Origin of the sequence: Paragemmobacter amnigenus (genome assembly GCF_009908265.2) — a bacterium.
Lineage (GTDB): Bacteria > Pseudomonadota > Alphaproteobacteria > Rhodobacterales > Rhodobacteraceae > Paragemmobacter > Paragemmobacter amnigenus.
The window spans coordinates 194,862-219,529 of record NZ_JAAATX020000003.1 but is presented as its reverse complement, the minus strand read 5'-3'; the positions used below and the strand labels follow the sequence as shown (position 1 = coordinate 219,529).

21 protein-coding genes are annotated in these 24,668 nt (G+C 62.8%); 19 read left to right on the top strand and 2 right to left on the bottom strand.

Annotated features, from left to right (window positions below; translation table 11 throughout):
• Positions 1-47 precede the first annotated feature (47 nt).
• The 11 genes from GU927_RS05390 to GU927_RS05345 all read left to right on the top strand — a co-directional run bounded on the left by GU927_RS05390 (position 48) and on the right by GU927_RS05345 (position 15,231).
• A complete protein-coding gene (locus GU927_RS05390; RefSeq protein ID WP_161761321.1) occupies positions 48-3,323 on the top strand; it encodes a TM0106 family RecB-like putative nuclease in 3,276 nt (1,091 codons plus the stop codon).
• On the top strand, positions 3,324-6,524 hold the full coding sequence (locus GU927_RS05385; RefSeq protein ID WP_161761320.1) for an AAA family ATPase: 3,201 nt from the start codon (positions 3,324-3,326) through the stop codon (positions 6,522-6,524). It abuts the gene before it with no gap.
• Positions 6,524-7,855: an McrC family protein gene (locus GU927_RS05380; RefSeq protein ID WP_161761319.1), complete on the top strand. Its 1,332-nt coding sequence runs from the start codon at positions 6,524-6,526 to the stop codon at positions 7,853-7,855. Before GU927_RS05385 ends, GU927_RS05380 begins: the two co-directional genes overlap by 1 nt.
• A 690-nt stretch (positions 7,856-8,545) precedes the next feature.
• Positions 8,546-8,674, top strand: a complete 129-nt coding sequence (locus GU927_RS20445) for a hypothetical protein (protein ID WP_269770105.1) — start codon at positions 8,546-8,548, stop codon at positions 8,672-8,674.
• A 57-nt stretch (positions 8,675-8,731) separates the two neighbouring features.
• A complete protein-coding gene (locus tag GU927_RS05375; protein ID WP_217765532.1) occupies positions 8,732-9,316 on the top strand; it encodes a hypothetical protein in 585 nt (194 codons plus the stop codon).
• A 143-nt stretch (positions 9,317-9,459) separates the two neighbouring features.
• On the top strand, positions 9,460-11,301 hold the full coding sequence (locus GU927_RS05370; protein WP_161761317.1) for a site-specific integrase: 1,842 nt from the start codon (positions 9,460-9,462) through the stop codon (positions 11,299-11,301).
• Complete coding sequence (locus GU927_RS05365) at positions 11,298-12,683, top strand: hypothetical protein (RefSeq protein WP_161761316.1); 1,386 nt, start codon at positions 11,298-11,300, stop codon at positions 12,681-12,683. Before GU927_RS05370 ends, GU927_RS05365 begins: the two co-directional genes overlap by 4 nt.
• 195 nt (positions 12,684-12,878) lie before the next feature.
• On the top strand, positions 12,879-13,250 hold the full coding sequence (locus GU927_RS05360; RefSeq protein ID WP_161761315.1) for a hypothetical protein: 372 nt from the start codon (positions 12,879-12,881) through the stop codon (positions 13,248-13,250).
• Positions 13,251-13,329: 79 nt separating this feature from the next.
• On the top strand, positions 13,330-13,746 hold the full coding sequence (locus GU927_RS05355; RefSeq protein WP_161761314.1) for a hypothetical protein: 417 nt from the start codon (positions 13,330-13,332) through the stop codon (positions 13,744-13,746).
• Positions 13,747-13,832: 86 nt separating this feature from the next.
• Positions 13,833-14,348 (top strand): hypothetical protein, encoded by a 516-nt coding sequence (locus GU927_RS05350; protein WP_161761313.1) that lies wholly within the window; start codon positions 13,833-13,835, stop codon positions 14,346-14,348.
• Between the two features lie 166 nt (positions 14,349-14,514).
• Positions 14,515-15,231, top strand: coding sequence for a hypothetical protein (locus tag GU927_RS05345; protein WP_161761312.1), 717 nt, complete (start codon positions 14,515-14,517; stop codon positions 15,229-15,231).
• 140 nt (positions 15,232-15,371) lie between these two features.
• Here GU927_RS05345 and GU927_RS05340 read toward each other — a convergent pair whose 3' ends face one another.
• Both GU927_RS05340 and GU927_RS05335 read right to left on the bottom strand, forming a co-directional pair.
• On the bottom strand, positions 15,372-15,977 hold the full coding sequence (locus tag GU927_RS05340) for a hypothetical protein (protein WP_161761311.1): 606 nt from the start codon (positions 15,975-15,977) through the stop codon (positions 15,372-15,374).
• Positions 15,978-16,158: 181 nt separating this feature from the next.
• Positions 16,159-17,181, bottom strand: coding sequence for a LacI family DNA-binding transcriptional regulator (locus GU927_RS05335; RefSeq protein ID WP_023666969.1), 1,023 nt, complete (start codon positions 17,179-17,181; stop codon positions 16,159-16,161).
• Positions 17,182-17,460: 279 nt separating this feature from the next.
• Here GU927_RS05335 and GU927_RS05330 point away from each other — a divergent pair, with 279 nt between their 5' ends.
• The 8 genes from GU927_RS05330 (at position 17,461) to iolG (ending at position 24,543) form a co-directional block, all read left to right on the top strand.
• The gene (locus GU927_RS05330) at positions 17,461-18,477 is read left to right on the top strand and encodes a sterol desaturase family protein (protein WP_023666970.1); all 1,017 of its coding nucleotides are present in this window, start codon (positions 17,461-17,463) and stop codon (positions 18,475-18,477) included.
• Positions 18,478-18,579: 102 nt separating this feature from the next.
• On the top strand, positions 18,580-19,551 hold the full coding sequence (locus GU927_RS05325) for a substrate-binding domain-containing protein (RefSeq protein ID WP_161761310.1): 972 nt from the start codon (positions 18,580-18,582) through the stop codon (positions 19,549-19,551).
• Between the two features lie 91 nt (positions 19,552-19,642).
• Complete coding sequence (locus GU927_RS05320) at positions 19,643-20,695, top strand: ABC transporter permease (RefSeq protein WP_217765531.1); 1,053 nt, start codon at positions 19,643-19,645, stop codon at positions 20,693-20,695.
• A 1-nt stretch (position 20,696) separates the two neighbouring features.
• Positions 20,697-21,518, top strand: coding sequence for an ATP-binding cassette domain-containing protein (locus tag GU927_RS05315; RefSeq protein WP_161761309.1), 822 nt, complete (start codon positions 20,697-20,699; stop codon positions 21,516-21,518).
• 109 nt (positions 21,519-21,627) lie between these two features.
• Positions 21,628-21,939, top strand: coding sequence for a MocE family 2Fe-2S type ferredoxin (locus tag GU927_RS05310; protein WP_023666974.1), 312 nt, complete (start codon positions 21,628-21,630; stop codon positions 21,937-21,939).
• A 1-nt stretch (position 21,940) separates the two neighbouring features.
• Complete coding sequence (locus GU927_RS05305; protein ID WP_161761308.1) at positions 21,941-22,714, top strand: TIM barrel protein; 774 nt, start codon at positions 21,941-21,943, stop codon at positions 22,712-22,714.
• A gap of 2 nt (positions 22,715-22,716) precedes the next feature.
• Positions 22,717-23,526 (top strand): 3-methyl-2-oxobutanoate hydroxymethyltransferase, encoded by an 810-nt coding sequence (locus tag GU927_RS05300; protein ID WP_161761307.1) that lies wholly within the window; start codon positions 22,717-22,719, stop codon positions 23,524-23,526.
• A 15-nt stretch (positions 23,527-23,541) separates the two neighbouring features.
• Positions 23,542-24,543 (top strand): inositol 2-dehydrogenase, encoded by a 1,002-nt coding sequence (gene iolG, locus GU927_RS05295; RefSeq protein WP_161761306.1) that lies wholly within the window; start codon positions 23,542-23,544, stop codon positions 24,541-24,543.
• Positions 24,544-24,668: the final 125 nt, after the last annotated feature.

Below are 24,668 nucleotides of genomic sequence, written 5' to 3'. Positions count from 1 at the left end.
GGCGGCTCGGGCTAATCGTTCCAAGCTTTTGATACTCAAGGCATTCGATGCGCGATATTGGCGGAACCATCCTGTTTTCGGCGACAGACCTGATGCGGTTCATGGGGTGCGCCCATGCGACCCGGCTGGACCTGATGCGTCTGCGTGGCGAAGGGCCGGAGCCCCGTGAGGACAGCGAGGACGCGGCGCTATTGCAGAAGCAGGGGGATGCGCATGAGGCGGCGCATCTGGCTCGGCTGAAGGCTGCGGGGCGGTCGGTGCGGGAGGTGGCTCGGGGCGATCTGCGATCCAATGCAGAGGAGACGGTCGCGGCGTTGCGGTCAGGCGTGGATGTCGTGTTTCAGGGGGCGTTCCTGTCGGGCCGGTGGGGTGGCTGGTCGGATTTCCTAGTGCGGGTGGAGCGGCCATCGGACCTTGGCGCGTTCAGTTACGAGGTGGCGGATACCAAGCTGAAGCGGAAGCCGCATCCGAAGCATGTGCTGCAACTCGTGCTCTATTCTGACCTGCTGACGGAGCTTCAGGGTGTCGCGCCGGAGTTTGCCCATGTCGAGTTGGGCAGTGGTCAGCGGGCGACGCTGCGGCTGTCGGATTACCGCGACTACGCGCGTGCGGCGCGGCGGCGGCTGGAGGCTTTCGTCAATGAGCCCGTGCCGACGCGGCCGATGCCCTGCGCGGATTGCGGGCTGTGCCGGTGGAAGGACCATTGCGACGGCGTCTGGGCTGCAGAGGACAGTCTGTTCAACGTGGCGAACATCGCGCGCGGGCAGGTGAAGAAGCTGGAGGCGCAGGGGGTTTCGACGCTGGCGGCGCTGGCGGGGCGGAACGATCCGGTGCGCGGCATGGCGGTCGAAACGTTCGAGCGGCTGCAGGCACAGGCGCGGTTGCAGCAGGCGCGGAAGACGGGCGCGCCGCATTTCGAGTTGCGTCCCGCCCAGCCGGGGCGGGGCTTCGATCTGCTGCCGGAGCCGAAGGCTGGCGATCTGTTCTACGATATCGAGGGCGATCCGCATTACGAGGGCGGGCTGGAATATCTGCATGGTGTCTGGTTCGACGGGACATTCCGCGCATTCTGGGCGCATGACCATGTGGCAGAGGCGCGGTCTCTGGCCGAGTTGCTCGATTTCTTCCGGGCGCGGTTGGCGGCCTATCCCGACGCCCACATCTATCATTATGCGCCTTACGAGATCACGGCGCTGCGCCGGTTGACCGCGAAATACGGGATCGGGGAGGCGTTCCTTGACCGGCTGCTGCGCGAGCGGCGGTTCGTCGATCTTTATGCTGTGGTGCGGGGCGGGATCGTCGCGTCCGAGCCGAACTATTCGATCAAATCGCTTGAGGCGTTCTATGGGCTTGAGCGGAGTGGCGAGGTGAAGACGGCGGGTGGGTCGGTCGTCGCCTATGAGCGGTGGCGGGAGACGCAGGAGCAGGCGATCCTCGACGAGATCGAGGATTACAACCGCGTCGATTGCATCTCGACCGAGAAGCTGCGGGATTGGCTGGCGGGTATCCGTCCTGCGGTGCCTTGGCCTGTGCTTGGCGAGAGCGCGGGTGAGAAGGAAGCGGGCGAAGATGCGGAGGCTGCGGCGCTGCGGGCGAGCCTTGCGTCTTCGGGGTTGCCGCAGGATCGGCAGGCGATGCTGTTCGACCTTGGCATGTTCCACAAGCGCGAGGCGAAGCCTGCATGGTGGGCGATCTTTGACAGCCTCGGGCGCGAGGATGACGAGCTGATCGAAGATCTGGATGCGATGGGCGGTCTGGTCGCGGTGGGGGCGATTGAGCCGGTCAAGCAGTCGGTCCAGCGCCGCTATCGTTACCCGGCGCAGGAGACGAAGCTGCGGGTCGGGAAGAAGCCTACGGTTCCCGCGCCGGAGGGTCTGGCGGTGGTCACGATCACCGATCTTGACCGGGCGCGGCGCGAGGTGGTTCTGAAGGTCGGCAAGGCGCGGGCGGAGTTGCTGGCTGACCGGCTGACGCTGCATCCGGAGAAGCCCATCGGTACGGATGTCCTGGCCGAAGCGATGCGCGATGTGATCGCCGACCAGTGCGGAGCGGTTCGCTATCAGGCAGTGGATGATCTTCTGTCGCGCGCGGCACCTCGTCTGGGTGGCGACGGGCCGATCATGCAGGGGGATGACCCCGTGGTCGGCATGGTTGCTGCCGTCCGCCGGATGGAGGGAACGGTGCTGCCCGTGCAGGGGCCGCCGGGGACGGGCAAGACCCATGTGACGGCGCGGGCGATCCTTTCGCTGGTGCGCGAGGGGTTCCGGGTGGGGGTGACATCGAACAGCCACGAGGCGATCCGCAACGTGCTGATGGGATGCCTGAACGCGATGGAGGATGCGGACCTGCCGCTGACGCTGGACATGGTCCACAAGGTTTCCGGCGAGGAGGACGGCTATCCGGACGGGGTCGCCATCCGGCGCACGACCGACAATGCCGAGGCCGCTGCGGGGCGTCAGGTGGTGGGCGGAACGGCCTATTTCTTTGCGCGCGAGGAGAACGCGCAGGCGTTCGACTGGCTGTTCGTGGACGAGGCCGGTCAGGTCGGGCTTGCCAACATGGCCGCGATGGGGCGTGCCGCGCGGAACATCGTGCTGGTGGGCGACCCGCGCCAGTTGCCGCAGGTGATCCAGGGGTCGCATCCGGAACCGGCGAACCTGTCGTGCCTCGACTGGATGTTGGGGGATCATGCGACCGTGCCGCCTGATCGCGGCATCTTCCTTGGCGTCACGCGGCGGATGCATCCCGGCGTGAACGGGTTCATTTCGGAGCAGGTCTATGAGGGGCGGTTGGAAAGCCATCCCGACACTGCCGCCCAGTTTGTGACGGGAACCCGCTTCCCGAATGCGGGGGCGTTCTGGGTGCCTGTTCCGCATGAGGGCAACGCCCAGATTGCGCCGGAGGAAGTCGAGGCGATCCGTGCTGCCTGCGCGGAATTGGTGGGGGGACGTTGGACGGGCAAGGACGGGGCCACGCGGCCCTTTCGGGAGCACGACATCATCGTGGTCGCGCCCTACAATGCGCAGGTCAACGCGCTGCGCGAGGCGCTGCCTGCGGGCATCCGCGTCGGCACGGTGGACAAGTTCCAGGGGCAGGAAGCGCCGGTCTGCATCGTGTCGATGACCGCGTCCTCTGCCGAGGAGACTCCGCGGGGGATGGATTTCCTGTTCTCGCTCAACCGGATCAACGTGGCGGTGTCGCGGGCAAAGGCGCTGGCGCTGGTCTTCGGCGCGCCGCGTCTGCGCGAGGCGAAATGCGAGACGGTGGAGCAGATGCGGCTGGTCAACACGCTCTGCGCGCTGGCGGAATTGGGAGACGGGTGAATGTGGGAAAATGTCGAGGCGCGGATTGCGGAGAACGACCGTGATGGTGCCGTTCCGCTGCGGCGTGCCTTTTGGGAAGAGATAGCTAAGGCCGATTTGCGCCCGGGGTCGACCGTGACGAAGAAGATGGTCGGGTTCGAAACCGCGGCGGGCGAACAGCTTCTGTGGGAATTGTCTAGCCAAGCAACGAGTTTTCACATGCTCCGCAAATGGTCGGAGAAGGTGACGTCGATCGGCTTGGACCCAGAACCCGAGCCGTTCGGACAAGATGGAACAGGTCGCCACTCTGCACTGAATGCCAAGGGATCGTTCCGTGGGCTCGATTGTATCCGGGTGCGGGTGGACAGTGTGGATCAGCTCAAGGCTCTCTTGTCTGTGCTGATCGGCGACTCGGGCGATCTGGTGATCGATCCTGCTGCCATTACTCGATGGATCGATGTGGTCCGGACGATGTTCCCGGATTTCCGCCAATTCGATCCACCGGATGGGGAGTTCGACCAGCGGGAGAGGGACTACAAGCTCGAAACGGCGCGCAATCTGCGGGCCGGGTTGGAAGCGGCCTCTACGGACAGCGAAGTTCTGGAGGCCGTGCTGACGTCGATCAGCCAGAAGAGCAGCAACCTGCTGGATTGGCGGACGAGCCTGCCGCTCATGTCCAACGGGGACGGTGACAAGGAACGGCTCCAACCGGCCCTTGTCCGGCTGGCGCGTGCGGCCTTGGGCCCGCCGGAAGCACACGGTGCCGCGATGGATGAATTCGTTGCGGTCTGGCGCGCGGCGGTGCCGAACCCTTCGGACGATCCGCCCCGGCAGATTGCGGAGTTCCTGTTCTTTCACCTGTGGCCGGACACGGCGAGTTACATCCGCAATACCGTCCGGCAGGATCTCTGGCGCGAGGGGACGGGGCGTCCGTTTCCGCGTCATCCGCAGGTTTCGGCCACTTATGCCGATGAGTTGCGGTTCATGCGGGCGGTGCGGGCGGCCTTTGCCGAGCGCGGTCTCGCCCCGCGGGACATGATCGACGTGCAGAGCGCCCTGTGGGTTGTGTCGCGGTACCGCGACGAGAGCACGGGGATCGACCGATTGTCGGTGGAAGGCGCGATGGATGCCATCGATCGGCATCGGGACGGCGTGGAGCGGACAGAGATCTTGGATCGGTTCGGCGAACCCAAGGACTACTGGGTCCTGTCAACGCGCGACCGACCGAACAGGGTCTATCCGACGAAGCCGATCATCGGGGTCATTCGTAAGAAGACGGAGTTCAGTGGCGGCTGGGGACTGAAGCATGATGCCGCCTCGCTTCTCCATGCCGCCGGTTTCGTTATCGTCGGCGAGAACGGCGAGGCTGTGCCGCTGCCCGAACAATACACCCACCTCGACCGTGGACCTGAGCGGGTGCGCCTTTGTGCGGTCAACTACTTCGTCGAACCGGCGCGGGAGGATCAGCGGTCGCAGGTGGAGGTCAGGGTGGGCGATCTGCACCGCCTGCTCGGGCCGTCCTTCACGGTGGCGGATGTGAGCGACTCGATCTCTGATCCGGTGTTCGCGGATACGGCAGGCATCACCCTCATCGGACGCAGCGGCGCGGCGCAGTCCGAAGACGAGACATTCACCTTTGCTTTCGAGCAGACAGGGAAGACAGAACCCATGACGAGCACCGAGATTGCCCTGCCGACGAACCTGATCCTTTACGGCCCGCCTGGGACCGGAAAGACCTACCACACAGCGTTCGAGGCGGTCCGGCTGTGTCTGGGCGATCAGGCGGCCGACGCGATGCGGAATGACCGGAAGGCAGTGATGGAGGCTTATCGGACGCTGGTTTCCGAAGGTCGGGTGGAGTTCGTCACCTTCCATCAATCCATGTCCTATGAGGAATTTGTCGAAGGACTGCGGCCAGAGACGGGTTCTTCCGGTGGGGCCGAACTTTCGGACGGCAGCGCGCAGGGTGGCGGCTTTACGCTGAAAGTGAAGGACGGGCTCTTCAAGCGGATCAGCGAGCGGGCGCGGCTTGATACCGGGGCTGCGTCTGAGGGGTCTTCACGTCTGGATCGGAAGAAGAAGATCTACCGACTGGGTCTGACAAGCAGCGGATGGAAGTCCAAGTTGGATCGCGCATTGGCCTTGGGGCGGATCGATTGGCTACATGGCGGCGATAGGGATTGGTCTGCGCCGGAATTCGAGGAATGGGAAGCGATCAAGGCCGTGCGGCAGGTCGAGGATCCGCAGATCAAGGGGAACTCGCCCGAAGTCTACGGGACTTGGGTTGTCCGTTCGGATGCGGAAGTCGGCGACATGATCATGTTGACCGCGCGCACGGGAAACATCGTGGCTTTGGGGCGTATCGCGGGACCGTATGTCTTTGAGCCGCCGTCGGCGACAGAACCCCCCCGGCATTCCCGGGCTGTGGACTGGATTTGGTCGGATCCTCAAGGCGTGGACCGCGAGGGGATCTATCCCAATCCCTTCACATCATTCCATCCGATCTATTCGCTGGAGCCTGAACTGATCGGTTGGGACCTTCTGGAAGAAACCGTGTTCGGCGAGTCCGCTGCCCGCCCGACACAGTCTGCCCGTCCCCATGTCCTGATCATCGACGAGATCAACCGGGCCAATATCTCGAAGGTCTTTGGTGAACTCATCACCCTGCTGGAACCGGACAAGAGACTGGGAATGGAAAACGAGATCAGGCTGCAATTGCCCTATTCAAAGACGCTCTTCGGGGTGCCTGCGAACCTGCACATCATTGGCACGATGAACACGGCCGATCGCTCCATCGCGCTGCTCGACACCGCGCTGCGCCGCCGCTTTACCTTCCGCGAATTGATGCCGGATCCGTCAGTCCTGCCCGAGGTCGTGGACGGGATCGCGCTTCGTAGGCTCTTGCAGACACTGAACGAGCGCATCGAGTATCTCTTCGACCGCGAGCATCAGATCGGACACGCCTATTTCTCGGCCTGCCAGAGCCGCGCGGATATCGAGGATGTGCTGCGATACAAGGTGATCCCGCTGCTGGCGGAGTATTTCTACGAGGACTGGTCCCGCGTCGCCGCCGTGCTGGGCGACGCGGCGCAGGGGCGGTCACGTTTCCTGACCGCGCGCGTTCTCCCAGTGCCGGATGGCCTTGGGGATGACGACACCCGAGAGCCGCGGATGCGGTGGACGCTGAACGACCGTTTCGATCTGTCCGAGTTCGCGGCCTGATGCGGACCTACACGATCCGGGAATGGGAAAGCCTGCCCTACGGGGAGGGCGAGGGGCAGATACCGGAGCCGCTGGCCGCACGGCTGGCGGAAGTCGCGCGGTCATCGCCCCTTGCCGGAAGCGGTGGGCAGGGCGTGCTGGAGGAACACCGCAAGCACATCCGGGCGCGGGGTGTGGTGGGCGTTATCGCTGCGCCGCAGGGGGCACTGGAAATCCTGCCGAAGATCGATGTGGACGAAGCCGACCCGACGGCCCGCGACGCGGTGATCCGGAAGCGTCTGATCCATATGCTGGCCGTAGCCTTGGACTTGCGGATTGACCTTGGGCGGATGACCGAGCTCGACTGGCAGCGTGACACGCTACTGGAGATCCTGATCCGGGTCTTTGTCGAAAAGCTGACCGAGGCGGTCAGGCGGGGCATGCCGCGTCAGTATCGGCGGGACGAGGATGATCTGCCTGCCCTTCGCGGGGCACTCGACGTGACGCGGCAGTTCACGCGGCATGCGGTCAATCCGTCCCGCCTCGCCTGCCGGTTCGATGAGCTGTCCGGAGACATCGCCTTGAACCGGATCCTGAAGGCGACGATCGGGCATCTTTCCCGTGTCTCGAGAAGTGCGGCGAACGTCCAGAAGCTGCGGGAGCTGGGCTTCGTATATGCCGATATCACGGATGTGCCGCCGGCTGCACTGCGGTGGGACGAGGTAATTCTCGACCGGACGAACCGGTCATGGGCCGAGTTGCTGGACATGGCGCGGCTGTTCCTGTTCGGAAGATACCAGACGACCAGTGCGGGCGCAGGACAAGGCACTGCGCTGCTGTTCGAAATGAACGCCCTGTTCGAGGAATATGTGGGCCGGTTGATCGCGCGCCGCCTGCGGGGGACGGAGTTTTCCGTCCATCTGCAGGGCGGCCGGTTGTTCTGCCTGACGTCGGAGCCTGACGGGCGCGGTCTGTTCCAGACGAAACCCGACATCATCATCCGGCGCGGTCGTGAGGTGGTCCACATCATCGATACGAAGTGGAAGCGGATCGCGGCACGGGTGGACGACAGGAAACACGGGGTTTCCCAAAGCGACGTGTACCAGATGATGGCCTATGGTCATCTTTATGGGACGGCCCGCCTGACGCTGCTGTATCCCCGGCATCAGGGGCTGGACGGATCGCCCGTTGTGTTGGCGCGGAACCGGATCACGGGGCGGGACACGGTTCTGGAGACTGCTTGCGTGGGGATCGGCAGCGTTGCGGTGTTGATGGCTGAGTTGGATGAGCTGTTCCGGGTCGATGCTCGTCAACCGGACAGGATGATGCCGCGCCTTGGCGCATCAAGATAGACGACTCCCTTTGCTGACCACATCGGGTTGATCTGCTTCCACGCAGGAAGCTGCCGAAAAGTAAGCATGTCGCCATCCGGCCCCCCCTGGTTGCAGAGGGGGCCGGATGCTTTTGGCTGGCTCTTTCTCGCACCTAACTGTGGTTCGTCCGCATGCGGCGACGGCAGGCTGATGCGAATGACGTGATGACCGCCAAACTCCTCTTCAACCTGACCGCCGGCATGCTCTCAGAGTGATTCGAATCGCGTTGACAGCTAGAAATTCGGCGCAAGAGATTTTTTCAAGAAAGCACAAATTCTCTCTGGTCCGGCTGATCGTTATTTAGACGGACCGTTGTTTCCAAGATGGTCGGGATGGGGCGTAGTTCTTCATAAGTATTTGAAAATAATTGAGATTTTCCGTGACTCTTTGCGACTCAAATGACCGGCGGCCCGCCGGCATGCGTCCCGCCCGAGGTTTGATCCCACCCCGAAAACAAGCTGCGCGGCGGGTTTCGGCATGCGATGTTTCCGTCATGACGAGCAGGAGAACACCGATGCCGACCGAGGCCAAGCCGACCCCGTAACGACCCCGCGCTAAGCGCAAATTCCCCATCCAGACCATCGAACCACCCCGACGGGCATGCTTCGCCGGGACAGGAAACTTGCACCCAAATGCCGCCCCGAGGGCGGCGAAAACGGAGACTGAGAAATGAAGAACATGAGCTTCACCCCCGGCATCGGCGGCGTCGAGCACGACTTCGATGAGCTGTCGCTGCTCGATCGTCGGATGATCGGCTGCGTCGCGAAGCCGCTGGATTGGGACGACTTCGAATTCTGAGGCCCGGACAAGGCCGCAGAATTTCTGCCCAACCAGAAACGACCAATCTCCCACGAAATGGAGAACCACATGCTCTACGACCTTGGCACTTTGAACCTTCGGCAGCTTGCCGAACATCTGGGCGCGATCGATCCGCGGACGGCGCGGGCTTTCGCCGAGAAGAACCGCCTTCCCTTGATGCGCGTGTCGGAGAAAGCGCCTGTCTACATCGCCTGGGCGGACGTCTTCCGCTGTCTGCACGGGATCGAGCCGGCGCATCACGGGGATATCCTGACGGAACTGAAGGAACCGCTGGTGACGATCCAGAGCCTTGCGGCGTCGCTGAACATTACGTCTGAGGCGCTGAAGCGGCGGGAGAAGCGGGGGCGTGTCGTGCTTCCGGCCCCGGCCCTGACGATCAACGAGATGACCCGGCTCTGGCGTCCGCGGGATGTGCGGGCGTGGCAGATGGGTGAGGCTGTGACGGCCTATCGTCGTGACGGAGAGGTTGTCGAAACGTCGGTAAAGCCGGAGCTGATCGAGCCTGCAAAGACCGCCGGACGGCGTGCTGCGAATGCGCTGGGGCTGGGTGGCCTTCGGTCGGGCGATGCCCTTCAGGCCGTCAGCCGCGGCAGCGCCGGAACAGCGTCTGCACCGTCCTGACAATACACAAACACCACGTTGTTTTTGGGTCGGAAAAACCACGTGGTCTTTGTGTAGCCGCCCGCAAAACCCCAACAAAACAAGCAAATCCAACCCAGTAACCCAAACCAGGCATCCTGCTTCTTTCGCCGCGCCCGCCCAAGGTGACGGGCGCGGCGAAAGAAGCAGGTCAACAAAAGGAAAGAGCAGTCATGCAGATCAACCACTCGACCTTCACCAACGTCGGCGATGCCGCTGCCGTGCTCACCATGCAGGATGTCCGCGATGTCTGCGCGGCCAAGGGCAAGGCGGAATACGCGGCCGCCGTCAATCGGCTGACCGTCCTGATCCCGAGCGAGCCGCTGAATACGATCCCGGCGACGGAGGAGGCGCTGGCGCGGATCGTTCCGAAGTCCAGCAAGCGCCACCCGAACCCCTTCCCGGGCCACATCGCGACCCCTGCGGCCTACAAGGATTTCCGTCGGCGCGTGCAGGCGGCGCTGCGGTTGGCCTCGGGCGATGCGGATCGTCGGGCGGTGCTGAATGCGCGGCGCGACGGTTGGTACGAATTGCTCTCCTGCCTGAAGGAGAACGTCGAGCAGGGCGGAGCTGTCGCGCGGGTTTCCCTTGTTGCGATCAACCGCCTTGCGGCCGCGTCGCGCACGCTCGACCTCGAGCCGTGGCACCTGTCTGATCGGGATGCGCTGGATCGTCTGGATGCGACCTCTCTGCACTATAACCAGCGTGCCTCGTGGTCGCGGGGACTGGCCGCGATTGAGCGGTATCGCGCCGTGCTGCCCGAACTGAACCGGGTGCTGCCGCCGGAACCACTGGGGACCTTTGTCGAGGCGCGTCGCATCCGCGCCTCGGTCCCGGAGTATCTCGAAGCGCAGGTTGCGGCCTGGATCGCGCAGGCATCGAACAAGGGGATCGACGAGAATTCGGGGGAGCCGATCGAGCCGCGGAGCGTCAGCACGACGAACCGCTATCGTGCCTCGTTCCGGCATTATCTGACGACGCTCGGCAAGGCGGGGTATCCGGTTGGGGCGGTCAACGACCTGTCCTCTTTGGTTACCGGTAAGGCCATGTTCGCCTATCTGTCTGCCGCCGAGGCCAGCCTCGGGGCGGTGGATGCGATCAATCCCGGCAGCGTGCTGCGCTATGTGACCGACATCATCACCGTCGCCTCCCGCAATGGCGTGGATGTTTCGGATGCCGCGAAGGTTTCGCGGGGGAACGAGATGCTGAAGCGCGCGCGGGTGAAGGGTCAGGAGATGGGGTCCGCGACCCGTGAGTTTTGCATGCGCCTTCTGGCGGACAAGCGGCGGGAAAAGATCTTCGCAAACCTCCATGTTCTTTGCCGTGAAAAGGCCGAGGCGATTCTGGCTGAATGCGGTGGCAATCCTGCAGAACTGAAAGGGCGCAAGCGGGCGACTTTCCTTGCCTTCGGAACAATTGCGGGGTTCGCGGCCATTGCGCTTCGCGGGTCACCCGATCGCAAGGGCGCAATCCTCCAGCTGAAGCTTTTGGGGACCGAGCCGCATCTCTTGGCCCCGGACAGGAACTTCAAGGAGTGGCGTTTTTGGATCCCGGCCGAGAACACCAAGACGAAGAAGGAACGCCCGCTCATGCCGATCACCGGCAATGGTTCGGAAGTTATCGAGTGGTACATCAAGGTCGTTCGTCCGCTTCTGGACGGTGGCCGTAACCTGCCCTGGCTTTTCCCTGCACCTGAGGCCGCCGACCGCATGAGCGGCCAGCGCTTCGATACCTACATGCTCGAGGCTTCGACCGCCTGCGGGCTGACCATGACCGCGCATCGCTTCCGCGCCGGTCAGGCGACCCGTCTTCTGGACATCTCTTGGGAGAACCTGCCGATCGCGGCGGAACTCCTCGGGAACACTCCGGCGGTCTGCGGGCGGTTCTACGCCTTCATCAACAAGCAGAAGCTGCGTCGCAATACCTACGAGGTCCTCGACGCGCGCGAGAAGGAGATGTCGAAATGATCTCGGCCAAGGCACAGCACCTGCTGCGCGAGCCGCATATGGCCTGCATCGCCGTCGATCCCCGGTCTCACGACCTGTCGGAGGAACAGATCGTCGCGCTGGAGCCCTTCGTCCGCTGGCTGGACACGGAAGGGCCGGAAGAGGTGGACATGGGCCATTGCATCGGCTTCGCCCGTCTGCACGGCTACACTTCGGGAAAGCTTGCGCTGGTTGCCGAGGCTCTGGAGCTTTTCAACCCTTCGGCCTCGCTCAGCCGGATGGCGCGGGCGGCGGCGGAGGCGGTTGCCCATGCGGAGAACTTCCGCGGTATCACGAAGGGGCCGAACCGCGACTACAAGCGTGCGGTTTCCCTTCCTGTGGCCGAGTTGCCCGCGGCATGGCGCGATGCGTTGGAAGAGATGAGGATGGGCATGGAACGCCACATTCCGGCACCCGCGCCCAGCATCTACACGCGGCTGGAGAACCGTCTGTGCATGTTTGCCTTCAGCGCGCGGAATGCGGGGGCCGAGATCGATCTGAATGATCTGGCCGCCCGTCAGGCGTTCTATGCGGACCTCGTCGCCCGGTCCGCGGCCAAGAATGACGGCACGCCTCGCTACGCTTACATCCGTTCGGCTTTCGAAGAGCTTCATCGCTTCGCCAGGTACTGCGGGATGCCGAAGGAGCTGATCAAGACCCTGCATGTGACCATGTCGGAACTCGCCCGGAAGGAGGCCCCTCAGCGGCCGAAGAAATGGGTGGCACTGGATCAAGCGCCGTCGCGGAACGACATCCGGGATGCGGCTTTGGAAGAGCTTCGGAGGGCGGATGGGATTGCCGCGCCGCATCACCGGCACGCGGCACGCAACCGGGCTTTGGCGATGGCATTGTCCTGCTATGACCCTGCGCGCCCCCTCGATTTCAGCCTGCACACGTTCGGCGAGACGGTCTTCTGGGAGGAAGATGCAGGAGAGTACCGCCTGCACTATTTCACGCAGAAATCAGCGTCTTCTCCGGCCCCTGTAGAGATTGATGCCATGCTGCCGGCCTGGCTGAATCCGTTCTTCGACGCGGTCATCCTTCAAGATGCGCCTGCCGACATGCTTGTAGCACTCAGAGCGAAGGCGCTGCGGGACCGCAAGCCTCTGATCACGCAGTACGATGGAACCCGGGCAGTTTATCAATGGTACTCGCGCGCCATGAAGCCGCAAATCGGCACTGGGGCGCATGGCATGCGTGCCATCGTTGCGACGGCGGCCACCGAACTCATGCCTGGCGGCGAAGTCGCGGCCCGGGAACTGATCGGACATCGGCAGACGCAGCACCTTATGCGCTATGTTGCGGCGCGTCGGACGAGGACGGCCGTGGTCACCGCGCACGCTCTGCTGGATCAGACGCAGTAGGGAGAGACACAGGCTTGTGTCCGTCTTCCTTTGTCCGCACCCCCGCAGGCGAGGGGCGCGGGCAAAGGACGCCGGGACACCCCGGAGGAAGATCACGCACAGGGCGCTTTCGTCCTGTCTTTCTGTCTTTCGCTCGGAAGGAGGGAGCGAGCTTGAACCCGGCCGGTCCGCGGTCGGGACAACGGGAGATCCCGCATGCTTCACTTTCACCCTGCCATCGCCCTTCTGCTCGCCTGGGTCTACGAGAACGGCGACGCGCTGATCAACGCGTCGCTCCTTCTCGGCGGTCTGCCTGCCCGTCGCCGCACAGCAAGGCTGGTGGCTGACCTGATGTCTGATGGTCAGCTGACCCGTCGACATGTCCGCGAACTGAAGGTTCTGCACGGACTGCTGTCGCTCGAACATGTAGGTGATCCAGACTGTGACGAGAGCGTCCATTTCGCGGCGATCGATCCTGCGGATCCCGTCGTTTACGAGATCTGCATGCTGTCCGACGGCCTCGCCGACCGCATCGGAGGCCTGCCTGCCGATCTTTCGCCGTCCATCATGCCGGAGCGCGCGGCATGAGCGGCACCCGCGTCACCCTCGTTTTGGTGGCGCGGTCTTGGGCGGCACATAACGCCGTCGAAAACAGGGGGCCATGATCATGGTCATTCTTCCGAAGACTGCCGATCTCCACGACAAGGTCGTGGCGACGATCCAGGCTGCGCGTCTGCTTCCCGATCTCTGGGACAGCGTCGACCTCGATGTGGGATCGGATCTGCGTGCCATCCGCAACCTGATGGCCGAACTCGCGGCCGGTGAGGTCTTCGCGGCGGAGCAGGAGGCTCCGCTCGTCACCCTCGCCACGCATATCCTCGCGCATTTCGGACGGCACCTGCCGGGTTATGTCGAGATCGCGCGGCGCGGGTCGACCGACGATTATCCGCTGGATGATCCCGATCTGGACGCGATGCGGGTCTTCTGGTCGCGGCTGCAAGACTACCGGCGGCTTCGCCAGCTGGTTCTGGACGAGATCCGGGCGGAGCAGATCATCGGCAGGCTCCGCCGCGCGATGCGCTGAAATAATCCGGCCCGGGGTCGCCCGGGCCGGATGCGTTCGCGTCCGGCCGGCAGTTGGCTTGGACGTGGGATAAGAAGGGGGGCGCGGTGCATCCAACAGAGCAATCATTCTCCGAAATGATCAGTTCATGCTTTGCCAGGCTTGGCGCAGAAGTCGACAAGCAGGTGGTTCATGATGCCATCCTTCGGGTTTTGGCCGAGACGGATCCGTTCCTGAGCTTTGCGCTTGAACGGACGGGTCTGCCGACGCAGACAATTGTCTCTGTCTTTCATGGCATTAGGGTGATTGTGCGTATCGGATTTCCCATACCAGGCTGTCTGTCTTTCTTTTCGGACCTCGATCTGGCGAAGACCATTATCCTAGATCACGACATGGGTTGGGGGTCGTCCGGTCCGCGATATGGACGCCATGAGCAGAATGATACCATCCGCGCCGTCTTTGCCCGCCTTGCGGAAGAACTTCCTTCTCAGCACGCGCGCCTTGAGCTTCTGGACGCCCTTGGCCGCGAGAAAGACGCGCCGCCTGTCCTGGATGTTTGGGACTTGGTTAGTATTCCGGACGATCACGCCATCGAAGACACGTGCCGAAGCTTGATGACGTAACGATGGCGGGCGAATAGTCATGACGCCTCTTGGATCATTGCATGCGCCGCGGTCATGTTTCGATGCTGTCACCAGATATCTTCGGGGAAGTCCAGAAAACTTTCTTCCGCGTCAGCCAGCGCAACCCATCTCCCGGTCGCAGTGAAGCAAAACCGGGAGAAACCACGTGGCAGCCATCATCATTGAGGAAATTTCTTTGAAGGAAAAAGCACCGGGAGCGTGGGTGCGGTTCGACAGCGCAGCGACTGCTCTTTTCGTAGGGCAGTTTCCTACGGCCATGTGGGATGACAGCCGTGGCTCTTGGTATGTGAACGAGCGTCTGTTGGCCGCGGTGCGTGAATGGGCGGTCAACATCGAGAACACTGGGCTGCTGGCATATATTGCCGAAGATGCAAAAGCGAAGTGTCGCCACGAGAAGGAACATGCGGTCGCCGTAGATGTTGCGGCTATCCGATCGAAGTATGTCGACTACTGTGAGGCAGTGGACATGGCTTCTGATGTTTTCGCCGATTTTATGTCCATCAAAAACAAGATTGCAGTGCTTGAGGAGAAACTTTCTCTGAAGGAATGGGCTGCACAAGATGCGCAAAACAAGGTGGATTCTCTCCGGCGTGAGTTGGACTGCACGATCTCGGCTGGTGGGCTTGAATGGCGGATTTATGCCCTTCAGCAGGTGATGGGTAGGTGCGTTGGCAAGCCCATCGAGCAGATGAGCATGGTCTTTGAACCCGCACGTAAAATTGCTGGAGATCTTCACGAACGACTGCAAGGTCTGGGTGTCAAGTGCTATGCTCTGAAAGCGCTGGCTACTGCTGATCTGGCTGAATTGCAGGAGGATTGGTCATCGATTCATTGGCCCATCAATTTTGAAGTGATGAACTGACCGCGACGCCATTCGTCGTGCTCACTTGCTACAAGTTGCCTCTTGATGCTGCCCCGCTTTGACGCAGAGCGGGGCAGAATGCTGCGGCACGGTCGCGCCTGTGGGACGAAAGGTGCCGAGATGGCCTGCACAAGGCAGTATTACCTCGCGGTTACACTGACAAGGTTCGCCCCGAGAGACTTCAAGCGCGGAGAAAGAATGCGGCGGTCCAAGGCGCGGCTAGAGCCAGTGACGAGTATCAGTCCGAAACCTGCAGGATTGTGATCTTCGGGTAGCTCTGATCTCAGATCAGCCAGCGCGTCCTCCCTGCGACCGGTTGCATACCATGCTGCCGCTGCCATCCGCTCCAAAGATTTGTAGGAGTCGAACCAGGCCCCTGCGGCGCTTCTGGCCATGCTGAAGACGTCATAATGATCGGATCGGCCTGAAACACCGTGTTCGCGAAGGTCGTTCAAGTCGGACTCGGTCTCGATCAAACACACGACTGAACCGTGCTTGCGAATGACTAGATCGATGCGGCGTCTGGCCGTGGTTGCAACGATTGCACCGGTCGTTTTGTCACGCCAAGCCGGAAGTCCGGCCGGAAAGAAGCCACTCATGTCTTCACGGTCCACGTCATAGCCCGATGAGGACAGCACTTGGGCAATGCGGGGTTGCAGTTTGCTTTTTCCGACCTTCCCCGACACGGCAAAGCCAATCATGTCGGAGCGGATCAACTGCACGATGGACTGGGTTTCTTCGTTCATCCCAAGAATCTCATTAATTGAAAGGTAGCGGGACGATCGTCGGGATGTGCTTTTGGGTGTTGAGGCCCGGTCTCATCCGGCCGTGTTCCAATCTTTCTCTGTCCCACCGTTTGCGTTGCTCGGTTTCGGCAGCGATCGGCCCATAGCTGCCCTACGTCACATTGGAAAGCAGACCGTCGCCTCAGATGTTCTCCCGCGTGAATATATCGAAGGGCGCGATGCTGGTCTGATTGCTGCCGGGGTTGGCGCAGGCGCGGATCATGCCGTCGATGGCGTCGCGCGCAAGGCGGGCGAGGGGGTGGGAGATGACGAGGGTCATGGTGCCGTCGAGTAGGGCAGCGCGGGTGACTTCGGTCAGGTCGTAGCCGACGACGACCATCTTTCCGGCCTTGCCGCTGGATCGAAGGGCGGCGAGTGCGCCGCTGATGCCGCCGCCAGAGATGTAGAGGCCGGCGAGGTCGGGGTGATCGGACAGCAGCTTTTCGGTCATCTCCTGCGCCACTGCGGCGGATTCGAAGGTGGAGATGGGTTCTAGAAGGGTGAAGTCGGGGGCGTGTTCGCGGAAGTAGGAGCGGAAGCCCGTCTCGTTCATCTCCTGGTTCCGGTAGCGCGGGTTGCCCATCAGGATGCCGATCTTGCCCGGTGCCTTGCAGATGTTGGCAAAGGTCCATGCGGAGGTGCGGCCGACCTTCCAGTTGTCGAGCCCGATATAGGACATCTGGCCCGTGACGCTGATCTGCGAGACGAAGGCGAAGACGGGGATGCCCTGCGACTGGATACGTTCTAGCGCCTCGCTCACGACCGGATGAACGGCGGCGGTCAGGCATATGGCGTTGCAATCGCTGGCAAGGGCGAGGGCGCGGTCGGCGACGTTCTGGGGCGAGAGGTCTTCCAGAAACTCGATCCGCAGGTCCACCTCTGCGCCAGTCGCGGCAGCGGCGGCTTCTTCCATCGCGGTGGCGATGTTGCGATAGAAGGGGCGGTGGGGTTGCAAGAGCAGGATGCCGAAGCGCAGCCTCGGGCGGGCGGCGGAGACGCGGGCCTGGATCGAGCCGAGGCCGTAGAAGCCGATCTCAGCCGCCGCCTGCTGGACGCGCTCGCGGGTGGCGAGGCGGACATTTTCCGCGCCTGACAGGACGCGGTTCACCGTGGCGACCGAGACACCGGCAGCTTCGGCAAGGTCGGGGATCGTGGGGCGGCGCATTTGCGGTCCTGATCTGGTTCGTATCATTTTGCTTGATTGATGATGTGAATGATACGATTTCATGTTTCCGCTATCATGGCGGGTTGATTTGATATGCGTCAAGGCGCTTATTTCCCGCCATCGCGGCGTGGCGGCTCCCTGAGTCTTCGCAGCCGTAGGGAGGGTGATTTCGGACAGGAATGACGGCGGGGCCTTGCCCCGGTGCCGCGTGGTGTGGGCCCGCGGGACGATGTCGTGTTTCGTCCGGACCCCCGACCGAAAGGAAGAGGAAGGACGAAGATGGACGATCTGCAATTCGGCACCCGCAACAAGCGTGGCGACTGGGCCCCGAACGCTCATCTGGAGGTGGCCCCGTTCTGGCTCCGCCCGTTCAGCATCGTGAAGGTGCTGCGCTGGGTGCCGGAATACCTGTTCCCGTGGAACGCGTTCCACATGGCGACGGCGCTGCTTTACTGGTTCTACGTCGTGCCGGATGTCGAGGTGATGAAGACCCTGTCCTGGGGCTGGGCGCTCTGGCTCTATGCCGTGAATGCGGCGGCGATATTTGTCATGTATGGTTCGGTCGAGCTGTTCTGGTATGTCCGCCGCAAGCAGGGCACGCGGTTCAAATACAATGCGAAGTTCCCGTCAGAGCAGCCTTCGGACGTGTTCTGGTTCAAGTCGCAGAATATCGACAACTTCCTGCGGTCCTTCTTCATCTCCATCCCGCTCTGGACGCTGGTCGAGGTGATCTTCCTGCATGCCTTCGCCGCGGGCTATGTGCCGTGGCTGAGCTGGTCGGACAATCCTTGGTATCTTGCCGCGATCGTGCTGCTGGCCCCGGCGATCCATGAGGTGCATTTCTTCGCGATCCACCGGCTGATCCATACGCCGCTGCTGTATAAATGGGTGCATTCGGTCCACCACAATTCGGTAAACCCGAGCCCGTGGTCGTCGCTGTCGATGCACCCTGTCGAAGGGTTCCTCTATCACGCGGTGGCCTTCTGGCACCTGATCATCCCGTCGAACCCTATCATCGCCATGTTCCAGCTGCATATCGCAGGCTTCGGCGCGGTGAACGGGCATATCGGCTTCGACAAGCTTGAGATCACCGAAGACAAGACGCTCGATAGCCACGCCTATGCCCATTACCTGCACCACAAATACTTCGAGGTGAATTACGGCGGCGATGGGCTGATCCCCTTGGATAAGTGGTTCGGCTATTGGCACGACGGTTCGAAAGAGGGCGATGCGATCATGCAGGCCCGGTTCGAGAAGAAGAAAGCGCGGATGAACGCCAAGGCGGCCCGCACCTGACCCCGAGATCCGGCGCGTGTCCCGGAGGAGGGGGCGCGCCGGTCAATCCCACCAACACCAACGCCCGTCGGAGAACCGGGGGCACCAAAGGGAGGACAGACCATGAGACTTGCAAACCTGACGAAGGTCCTTGCCACGACCGCGCTTGTCGCCTTCGCGGGCAGCGCCTCGATGGCGGCGGATATCGCTGTCGTGGGCGGATCGAACGATGATGCCTTCTGGAACATCATCAAGAAGGGCATCGACGACGCGACCCCGATGGTGGAAGCGAATGGCGGTTCGGTGAACTACCTGCGCCTCGTGAATTACGACAACTTCGCCCCCGACGTCGTGCAACTGATCCGCACCGCGATCAGCATGGAAGTGGATGGACTCGTGATCCCGAACTGGGTGCCGGAAGCCGAAGATCCGGCGATCAAGGATGCCATCGCGGCGGGCATCAAGGTCATCCTGATGAACGCGGGCGGGGCCGAGAAGGCCCGCGAACTGGGCGCGATCAACTATGTCGGGTCGGATGAATATGTGGCTGGCGTCGCGGGCGGCGAATACTTCGGTGACAATGGGCAGAAGAACGTCCTGTGCATCAATACGCTTCCCGGCACCGCGAATATCGAAGCCCGCTGCAAGGGCGTGATCGACGGGATCACCGGCAAGGGTGGCAAGGGCGCGCAGCTTCCGCTTCCGTCCACCAGCTTTGGGGACGCGACGGCGGTTGCCGAGGCGATCAAGGCCGAACTGCTGAAAGACGAAACCATTGACGGGGTCATCACCATCTCGGCTGGCGACGCGGATAGCGCGGCGATCGCGGTCGAGCAGGCAGGCAAGACCGGCACCACGCTGCTGGGTTCCTTCGACATGAACCAGGCGGGTCTGGACCGGATCAAGGGTGGCACGCAGCTCTTCTCGATCGACCAGCAGCCCTACCTGCAATCCTACCTCGCCGTCAGCTTGCTGGCCTCGCATATCGACTTCGGCACCGATCTGCCGATCTTCCCGGTGCTGACCGGACCGGGGATCGTGGATGCGTCGAACATCGACGCGACGCTGGCCGGTGTCGCCAAGGGCGCACGCTGATACGTTGACCATCCGGCCCACCAGAGGGTGGGCCGGACATTCCTGCCGACGCAGCGCGCGTCACCTACGGTCTGACGGAAAGGGAAACGCCATGACCTCCACCACAGCAAGCCGGCCTGTCGAGGCCATGCCAGCGCACGGATCGAACCTGTCGCTCGGCAGCCTTCTGCGCCGCCCCGAGGCGGGGGCGTTTCTGGGCCTTCTGGCCGTCCTGATCTTCTTTGCAGCCTTCGGCGGGCTGACCTTCCTGAAGCCTGCGGGCATGTCGAGCTGGCTGAACGTGGCCGCGAACCTTGGCATCATCGCCATTCCGGTGGGGCTGCTGATGATCGCAGGGGAACTCGATATCTCCGTCGGTGCGATGGTGCCATTCGGGGCGATGACGGTGGCCGTCATCTCCGGCCACTACGGTATGTCGATCTGGCTGGGCATTGCGGTGACGATGGCCTTCGGCGTGACGGTGGGTCTGATCAACGGATACATGGTGATCCGCACCGCCGTGCCGTCGCTGATCGTGACGCTGGGCAGCCTGTTTGCGGTGCAGGGCATCGTGCTGGGCCTGACCGTGCTGATCACCAAATCCACCTCTGTCGCTCTGACGGTCGAGGGTCCGGCGAAGGTGATCTTCGGCGACTTCCTGTTCGGCGGGCAGCTGCAGGTCATGGTGATCTGGTGGCTGGTGCTGACGGCGGCCTATGTGTTCTTCATCCACTTCTCGCCCAAGGGGAACTGGATCTTCGCCATGGGGGGCGACAAGGTTTCAGCGCGGAATGCTGGTATCCCGACGGACCGTATGACGATCCTTCTCTTCGTTCTCTCGTCCACATCCGCCGCCTTCGTGGGGATGTGCCAGGCGATCCTCTACAACTCGGCGCAGGTCGCGGGCGGGCAGAGCTTCATCTTCAACTCGATCATCTCGGTCGTCGTGGGTGGCGTGCTGCTGACCGGGGGCTTCGGGTCGGTGGTGGGGATCTTCTTCGGCACGATCACCTTCGCCATCGTCAATCAGGGCATCTATTACACCGATTTCGACCGGAACTGGTCGGCCCTGATCATCGGAGTGCTGCTGCTGCTGGCTGTGCTGATGAACAACACCTTCCGCAAGATGGCCCTTTCGGCCACGACCAAGAAGAAAGGGGCCTGACATGACCGCTCCCATCCTTGCGCTGAAGAACATCAACAAGTCCTTCGGTCCCATCGACGTCCTGCATGACATCAATCTGGAAGTGCGGCCCGGTGAGGTGCTTTGTCTTCTGGGCGACAACGGTGCTGGCAAGTCGACGCTGATCAAGATCCTGTCCGGTGTCCACCAGCCCACCACGGGGACAATCGAGCTTGACGGGAAAGAGGTGATATTCCCTGCGCCCCGTGTCGCGCAGGAGGCGGGGATTTCCACCGTCCACCAATTCGGCGGAACCTTCCCCCTGATGTCGATCGGGCGCAGCTTCTTTGTCGGCGTCGAACCCACCAAGGGCTGGGGGCCGTTCAAGATCTATGATCGCGCCCGCGCCAATGCCATCGCGGTCAAGGCCGTGCAGGACATGGGGATCACCCGCATCACCGACGGCGACCGTCTGGTCGGTGGCCTGTCGGGTGGGGAACGCCAGTCGCTGGCCATCGCCCGCGCCGTGCATTTCGGCGCGCGTGTCCTGATCCTTGACGAACCCACCGCAGCCCTTGGCGTGAAGCAAGCGACCCACGTCCTGCGCATCGTAAACGAGGCGAAGCGGCGGGGTCTGGCCGTGATCTTCATCACCCATCAGGTGATGCATGCCATGGCCGTGGGTGACCACTTCGCCGTGCTGATCCGTGGTGCGGTGGCCGCCGATTTCCGCAAGGGCGAGAAGACGCGGGAAGAGATCACCGATCTTATGGCAGGCGGGGCGTCGATGGCTTCGCTGGAGGGCGAGATTGAAGGATACATGGCCACGCATGATGGCCACCCGCCGCAGGCCGTTCAGGCCTGACCCTTTCGGCGTGGCGGCGGTCCTCCACCCGCTGTCGCGCTGCAACGGCGGTCCGGTCTCCCTCCGGACCGCCGCTCCCTGATCGAAATCAAGACCCGAGGACAGACCCATGCCGACATGGACCCGCGCCTGCGCGACCGAAGATATAGAACTCGATGACCTGATCCGCTTCGACCACGGCAGCCAGACCTTCGTGATCATCCGCAGCGAGGATGACACCTTCCACGCGATGGACGGGATCTGCAGCCACGAGAAGGTTCATCTCTGCGACGGCCTCGTGATGGAGGGCACGGTGGAATGCCCGAAGCACAACGCGACCTTCGATTATCGCACCGGCGAGGCGAAACGTGCGCCCGCCTGCGTGAACCTGAAAACCTTCCCCGTCCGGGTTCAGGACGGCCAAGTCTATATCGAGATCTGACATGACCTTCCAACTTGCCGCCTGTGCCGAGATGCTGTGGCGAGACCGTCCTATCGATTGGCGCGCTTCGCGTCTGAAGGAGATGGGGTTTGGCGTGGGGCTGTGGAACTGGCCCGCACATGATCTGGCCGCGCTGGAGCGGACGGGGGCGACGTTCACGATCATGAACGGGTATCTTGAGGGGCGTCTGGCCGACAAGGAAGGCGCGGATATGCTTCTGGCCTCGGCCCGCGAAACGGCTGCGGTGGGCAAGCGGTTGGGTGTGCATCGGCTGAACCTGCACGGCACCGGCTTGGGCGATATGGGCATTCCGATCCCGCGTATCGGCTCGAATGCTCCCGGCGCGGAACTGCGCGCCCGCGATACGTTGAACCGGATTTGCGACCTGGGCGAGGAGATGGGCGTGGTCTTCACGCTCGAAAACCTCAACCCCATCGACCACCCTGGCTGCCCTTTCGGGTCGACCGAGGCGGTGCTGTCGCTGGTTTCGGCGGTGAACCGTCCGCAGCTTCGCATCAATCTCGACCTCTACCACACCCAGATCGGCGAGGGCGACCTGATCCGCTGGTGCGAGGCCTGCCTGCCGTGGATCGGCGAAGTGCAGGTCGCCGACAATCCTGGCCGCTGCGAACCCGGCACAGGCGAGATCAACTATCGCGGCGTTGCGCTTGCGCTGAAGGCGATGGGCTATGCCGGCCCGGTCGGCATGGAAGCCTTTGCCAAGGGCGATGAGAAGGCTGCCCTCGAAGCCTTCCGCACAGCGTTCACGGTGTAATCATGGTCCACAAGGCGAACCGTCCGACCGTCCACGACATCCGCGCAATGAAGGCGCGAGGGCAGAAGATCTCCATGCTTTACGTCACCACGCTGGAAGAGGCGGCGGCGGCGGATGCGGCGGGGATCGACATGCTGTCCATCGAAAGCCGCTTCTTCGGCCCCGAAATGCGCGAGGCGGCGGGGCGCTGCTTCGTGCAGGTGGGGCTGCCCTTTGGTCCCTATGGCCAGCTTGCCACGGCCGAGGATTACCTGCGCGCGGCTTTCAGATTTACCGCGATGGGGGGCGACTGCTTCTATTGCGCCGCATCGCTGGATATTCAGAAGGTGCTTTGCGACAACCATGTGCCGATCGTCGCGCATGTGGGCCTGATCCCGTCCTACATCACATGGACAGGCTGGCGCGCCGTGGGCAAGACCGCGACCGAGGCGCGGGCCGTCTGGGACCATGTGAAGCAACTGGAGGCCATCGGTTGCTTCGGCGCGGAGCTGGAGGTCGTGCCGGACCGTCTGGGCGAGTTCATCTCGAAGAACACGCCGATGATCATGCTGGGCATGGGCGCGGGGCCGGGGGCTGATGCGCAATACCTGTTCGCCGAGGATGTTCTGGGCTGCACGGACGGTCACAAGCCGCGCCACGCCAAGACCTACCGCAACTTCGCGGCTGAATATGCCCGCCTGCAATCCGAACGCATCGCCGCGTTCAAGGAGTTCATCGCGGACGTGAATACCGGTGCCTACCCGCAGCCGCAGCACAATGTGGCCATGCAGGACGCCGAGTTCGAAGCCTTCAAGGCCGCTCTCGGCCAATAATCAAAGGAACATCAAATGCTGAAAGTAGGCCTTCTGGGCGCAGGGCGCATTGCGGGCGTCCATGCGACTGCCATTTCCACCAACCCCGGCTCCACCCTTGTTGCCGTGTCGGACATCAACGCGGATGCAGCCGCGAAGCTGGCCGCGCAATACGGGACCGAGGCGCGGTCCACGGACGCGATCCTGAACGATCCCGCCATCGACGCCGTGCTGATTGCCACCTCGACCGACACCCATTCGGACCTGATCGAACGGGCGACGGGCGCGGGCAAGGCCGTGCTCTGCGAAAAGCCGGTCGATCTGTCGCTGGCGCGGGCCCAGGCTTGTCAAAAGGTGGCGGCCAAGAACGGCAAGCCGGTGATGATCGGCTTCAACCGCCGCTTCGACCCGAACTTCTCGGCGCTCAAGGCGGCGGCGGATCGTGGCGAGATCGGCAAGACCGAACTCCTTTCGATTACATCCTTCGACCCCGCACCGCCGCCAGTTGCCTACATCAAGGTCTCGGGCGGCCTGTTCCGTGACATGATGATCCATGACTTCGACATGGCGAACTTCATCATGGGCGCGGCCCCTGTAACGGTGTCAGCGGTCGGCACCAGCATCGTCGATCAGGCAATCGGCGCGGCGGGCGATGTGGATACGGCGGTCGTGACGCTGACCTATGCCGACGGGCGGATCGCGGTGATCAAAAATAGCCGCCGCGCGGTCTATGGCTACGACCAGAGGGTCGAACTGCTGGGGTCGGAAGGCCTGCTGCAAGCCCAGAACATGCTGGAGAATACGGTGGTGAAATCCACCACCGCAGGCGTGACGGGGGCGAAACCCACCTACTTCTTCCTTGAACGTTACATGCCTGCCTATGCGGCGGAATGGGCGGCATTCGTGGCGGCAGTGAATGCAGGTTCCGCACTGCCCGTTACCCTGGATGACGGCGTGGCCGCGCTCGCGATGGCCGAGGCTGCGACGCAATCGGCCAAGTCGGGTAGTCCCGTGACCCTGGCAAACGTCCTCGGCTGATCGGTCGCGCCTGCTCCGGTCCTGGCCGGGGCAGGCTTCCATGCGACTGTCTGCTTTTCCGATCTGCAATCAAAAGTTCGCGACCGTCCGCTTTCCGCCCAAAGTGTCGATGCCGTGTCTGCGAA

What these genes read in the sequence shown, in the direction of transcription:
- GU927_RS05390 (WP_161761321.1), top strand. Translation starts at nt 48, where the DNA reads ATGCGCGATATTGGCGGAACCATCCTGTTTTCGGCGACAGACCTGATG.
- GU927_RS05385 (WP_161761320.1), top strand. Translation starts at nt 3,324, where the DNA reads ATGTGGGAAAATGTCGAGGCGCGGATTGCGGAGAACGACCGTGATGGT.
- GU927_RS05380 (WP_161761319.1), top strand. Translation starts at nt 6,524, where the DNA reads ATGCGGACCTACACGATCCGGGAATGGGAAAGCCTGCCCTACGGGGAG.
- GU927_RS20445 (WP_269770105.1), top strand. Translation starts at nt 8,546, where the DNA reads ATGAAGAACATGAGCTTCACCCCCGGCATCGGCGGCGTCGAGCACGAC.
- GU927_RS05375 (WP_217765532.1), top strand. Translation starts at nt 8,732, where the DNA reads ATGGAGAACCACATGCTCTACGACCTTGGCACTTTGAACCTTCGGCAG.
- GU927_RS05365 (WP_161761316.1), top strand. Translation starts at nt 11,298, where the DNA reads ATGATCTCGGCCAAGGCACAGCACCTGCTGCGCGAGCCGCATATGGCC.
- GU927_RS05360 (WP_161761315.1), top strand. Translation starts at nt 12,879, where the DNA reads ATGCTTCACTTTCACCCTGCCATCGCCCTTCTGCTCGCCTGGGTCTAC.
- GU927_RS05355 (WP_161761314.1), top strand. Translation starts at nt 13,330, where the DNA reads ATGGTCATTCTTCCGAAGACTGCCGATCTCCACGACAAGGTCGTGGCG.
- GU927_RS05340 (WP_161761311.1), bottom strand. Translation starts at nt 15,977, where the DNA reads ATGAACGAAGAAACCCAGTCCATCGTGCAGTTGATCCGCTCCGACATG.
- GU927_RS05335 (WP_023666969.1), bottom strand. Translation starts at nt 17,181, where the DNA reads ATGCGCCGCCCCACGATCCCCGACCTTGCCGAAGCTGCCGGTGTCTCG.
- GU927_RS05330 (WP_023666970.1), top strand. Translation starts at nt 17,461, where the DNA reads ATGGACGATCTGCAATTCGGCACCCGCAACAAGCGTGGCGACTGGGCC.
- GU927_RS05325 (WP_161761310.1), top strand. Translation starts at nt 18,580, where the DNA reads ATGAGACTTGCAAACCTGACGAAGGTCCTTGCCACGACCGCGCTTGTC.
- GU927_RS05320 (WP_217765531.1), top strand. Translation starts at nt 19,643, where the DNA reads ATGACCTCCACCACAGCAAGCCGGCCTGTCGAGGCCATGCCAGCGCAC.
- GU927_RS05315 (WP_161761309.1), top strand. Translation starts at nt 20,697, where the DNA reads ATGACCGCTCCCATCCTTGCGCTGAAGAACATCAACAAGTCCTTCGGT.
- GU927_RS05310 (WP_023666974.1), top strand. Translation starts at nt 21,628, where the DNA reads ATGCCGACATGGACCCGCGCCTGCGCGACCGAAGATATAGAACTCGAT.
- GU927_RS05305 (WP_161761308.1), top strand. Translation starts at nt 21,941, where the DNA reads ATGACCTTCCAACTTGCCGCCTGTGCCGAGATGCTGTGGCGAGACCGT.
- GU927_RS05300 (WP_161761307.1), top strand. Translation starts at nt 22,717, where the DNA reads ATGGTCCACAAGGCGAACCGTCCGACCGTCCACGACATCCGCGCAATG.
- iolG (WP_161761306.1), top strand. Translation starts at nt 23,542, where the DNA reads ATGCTGAAAGTAGGCCTTCTGGGCGCAGGGCGCATTGCGGGCGTCCAT.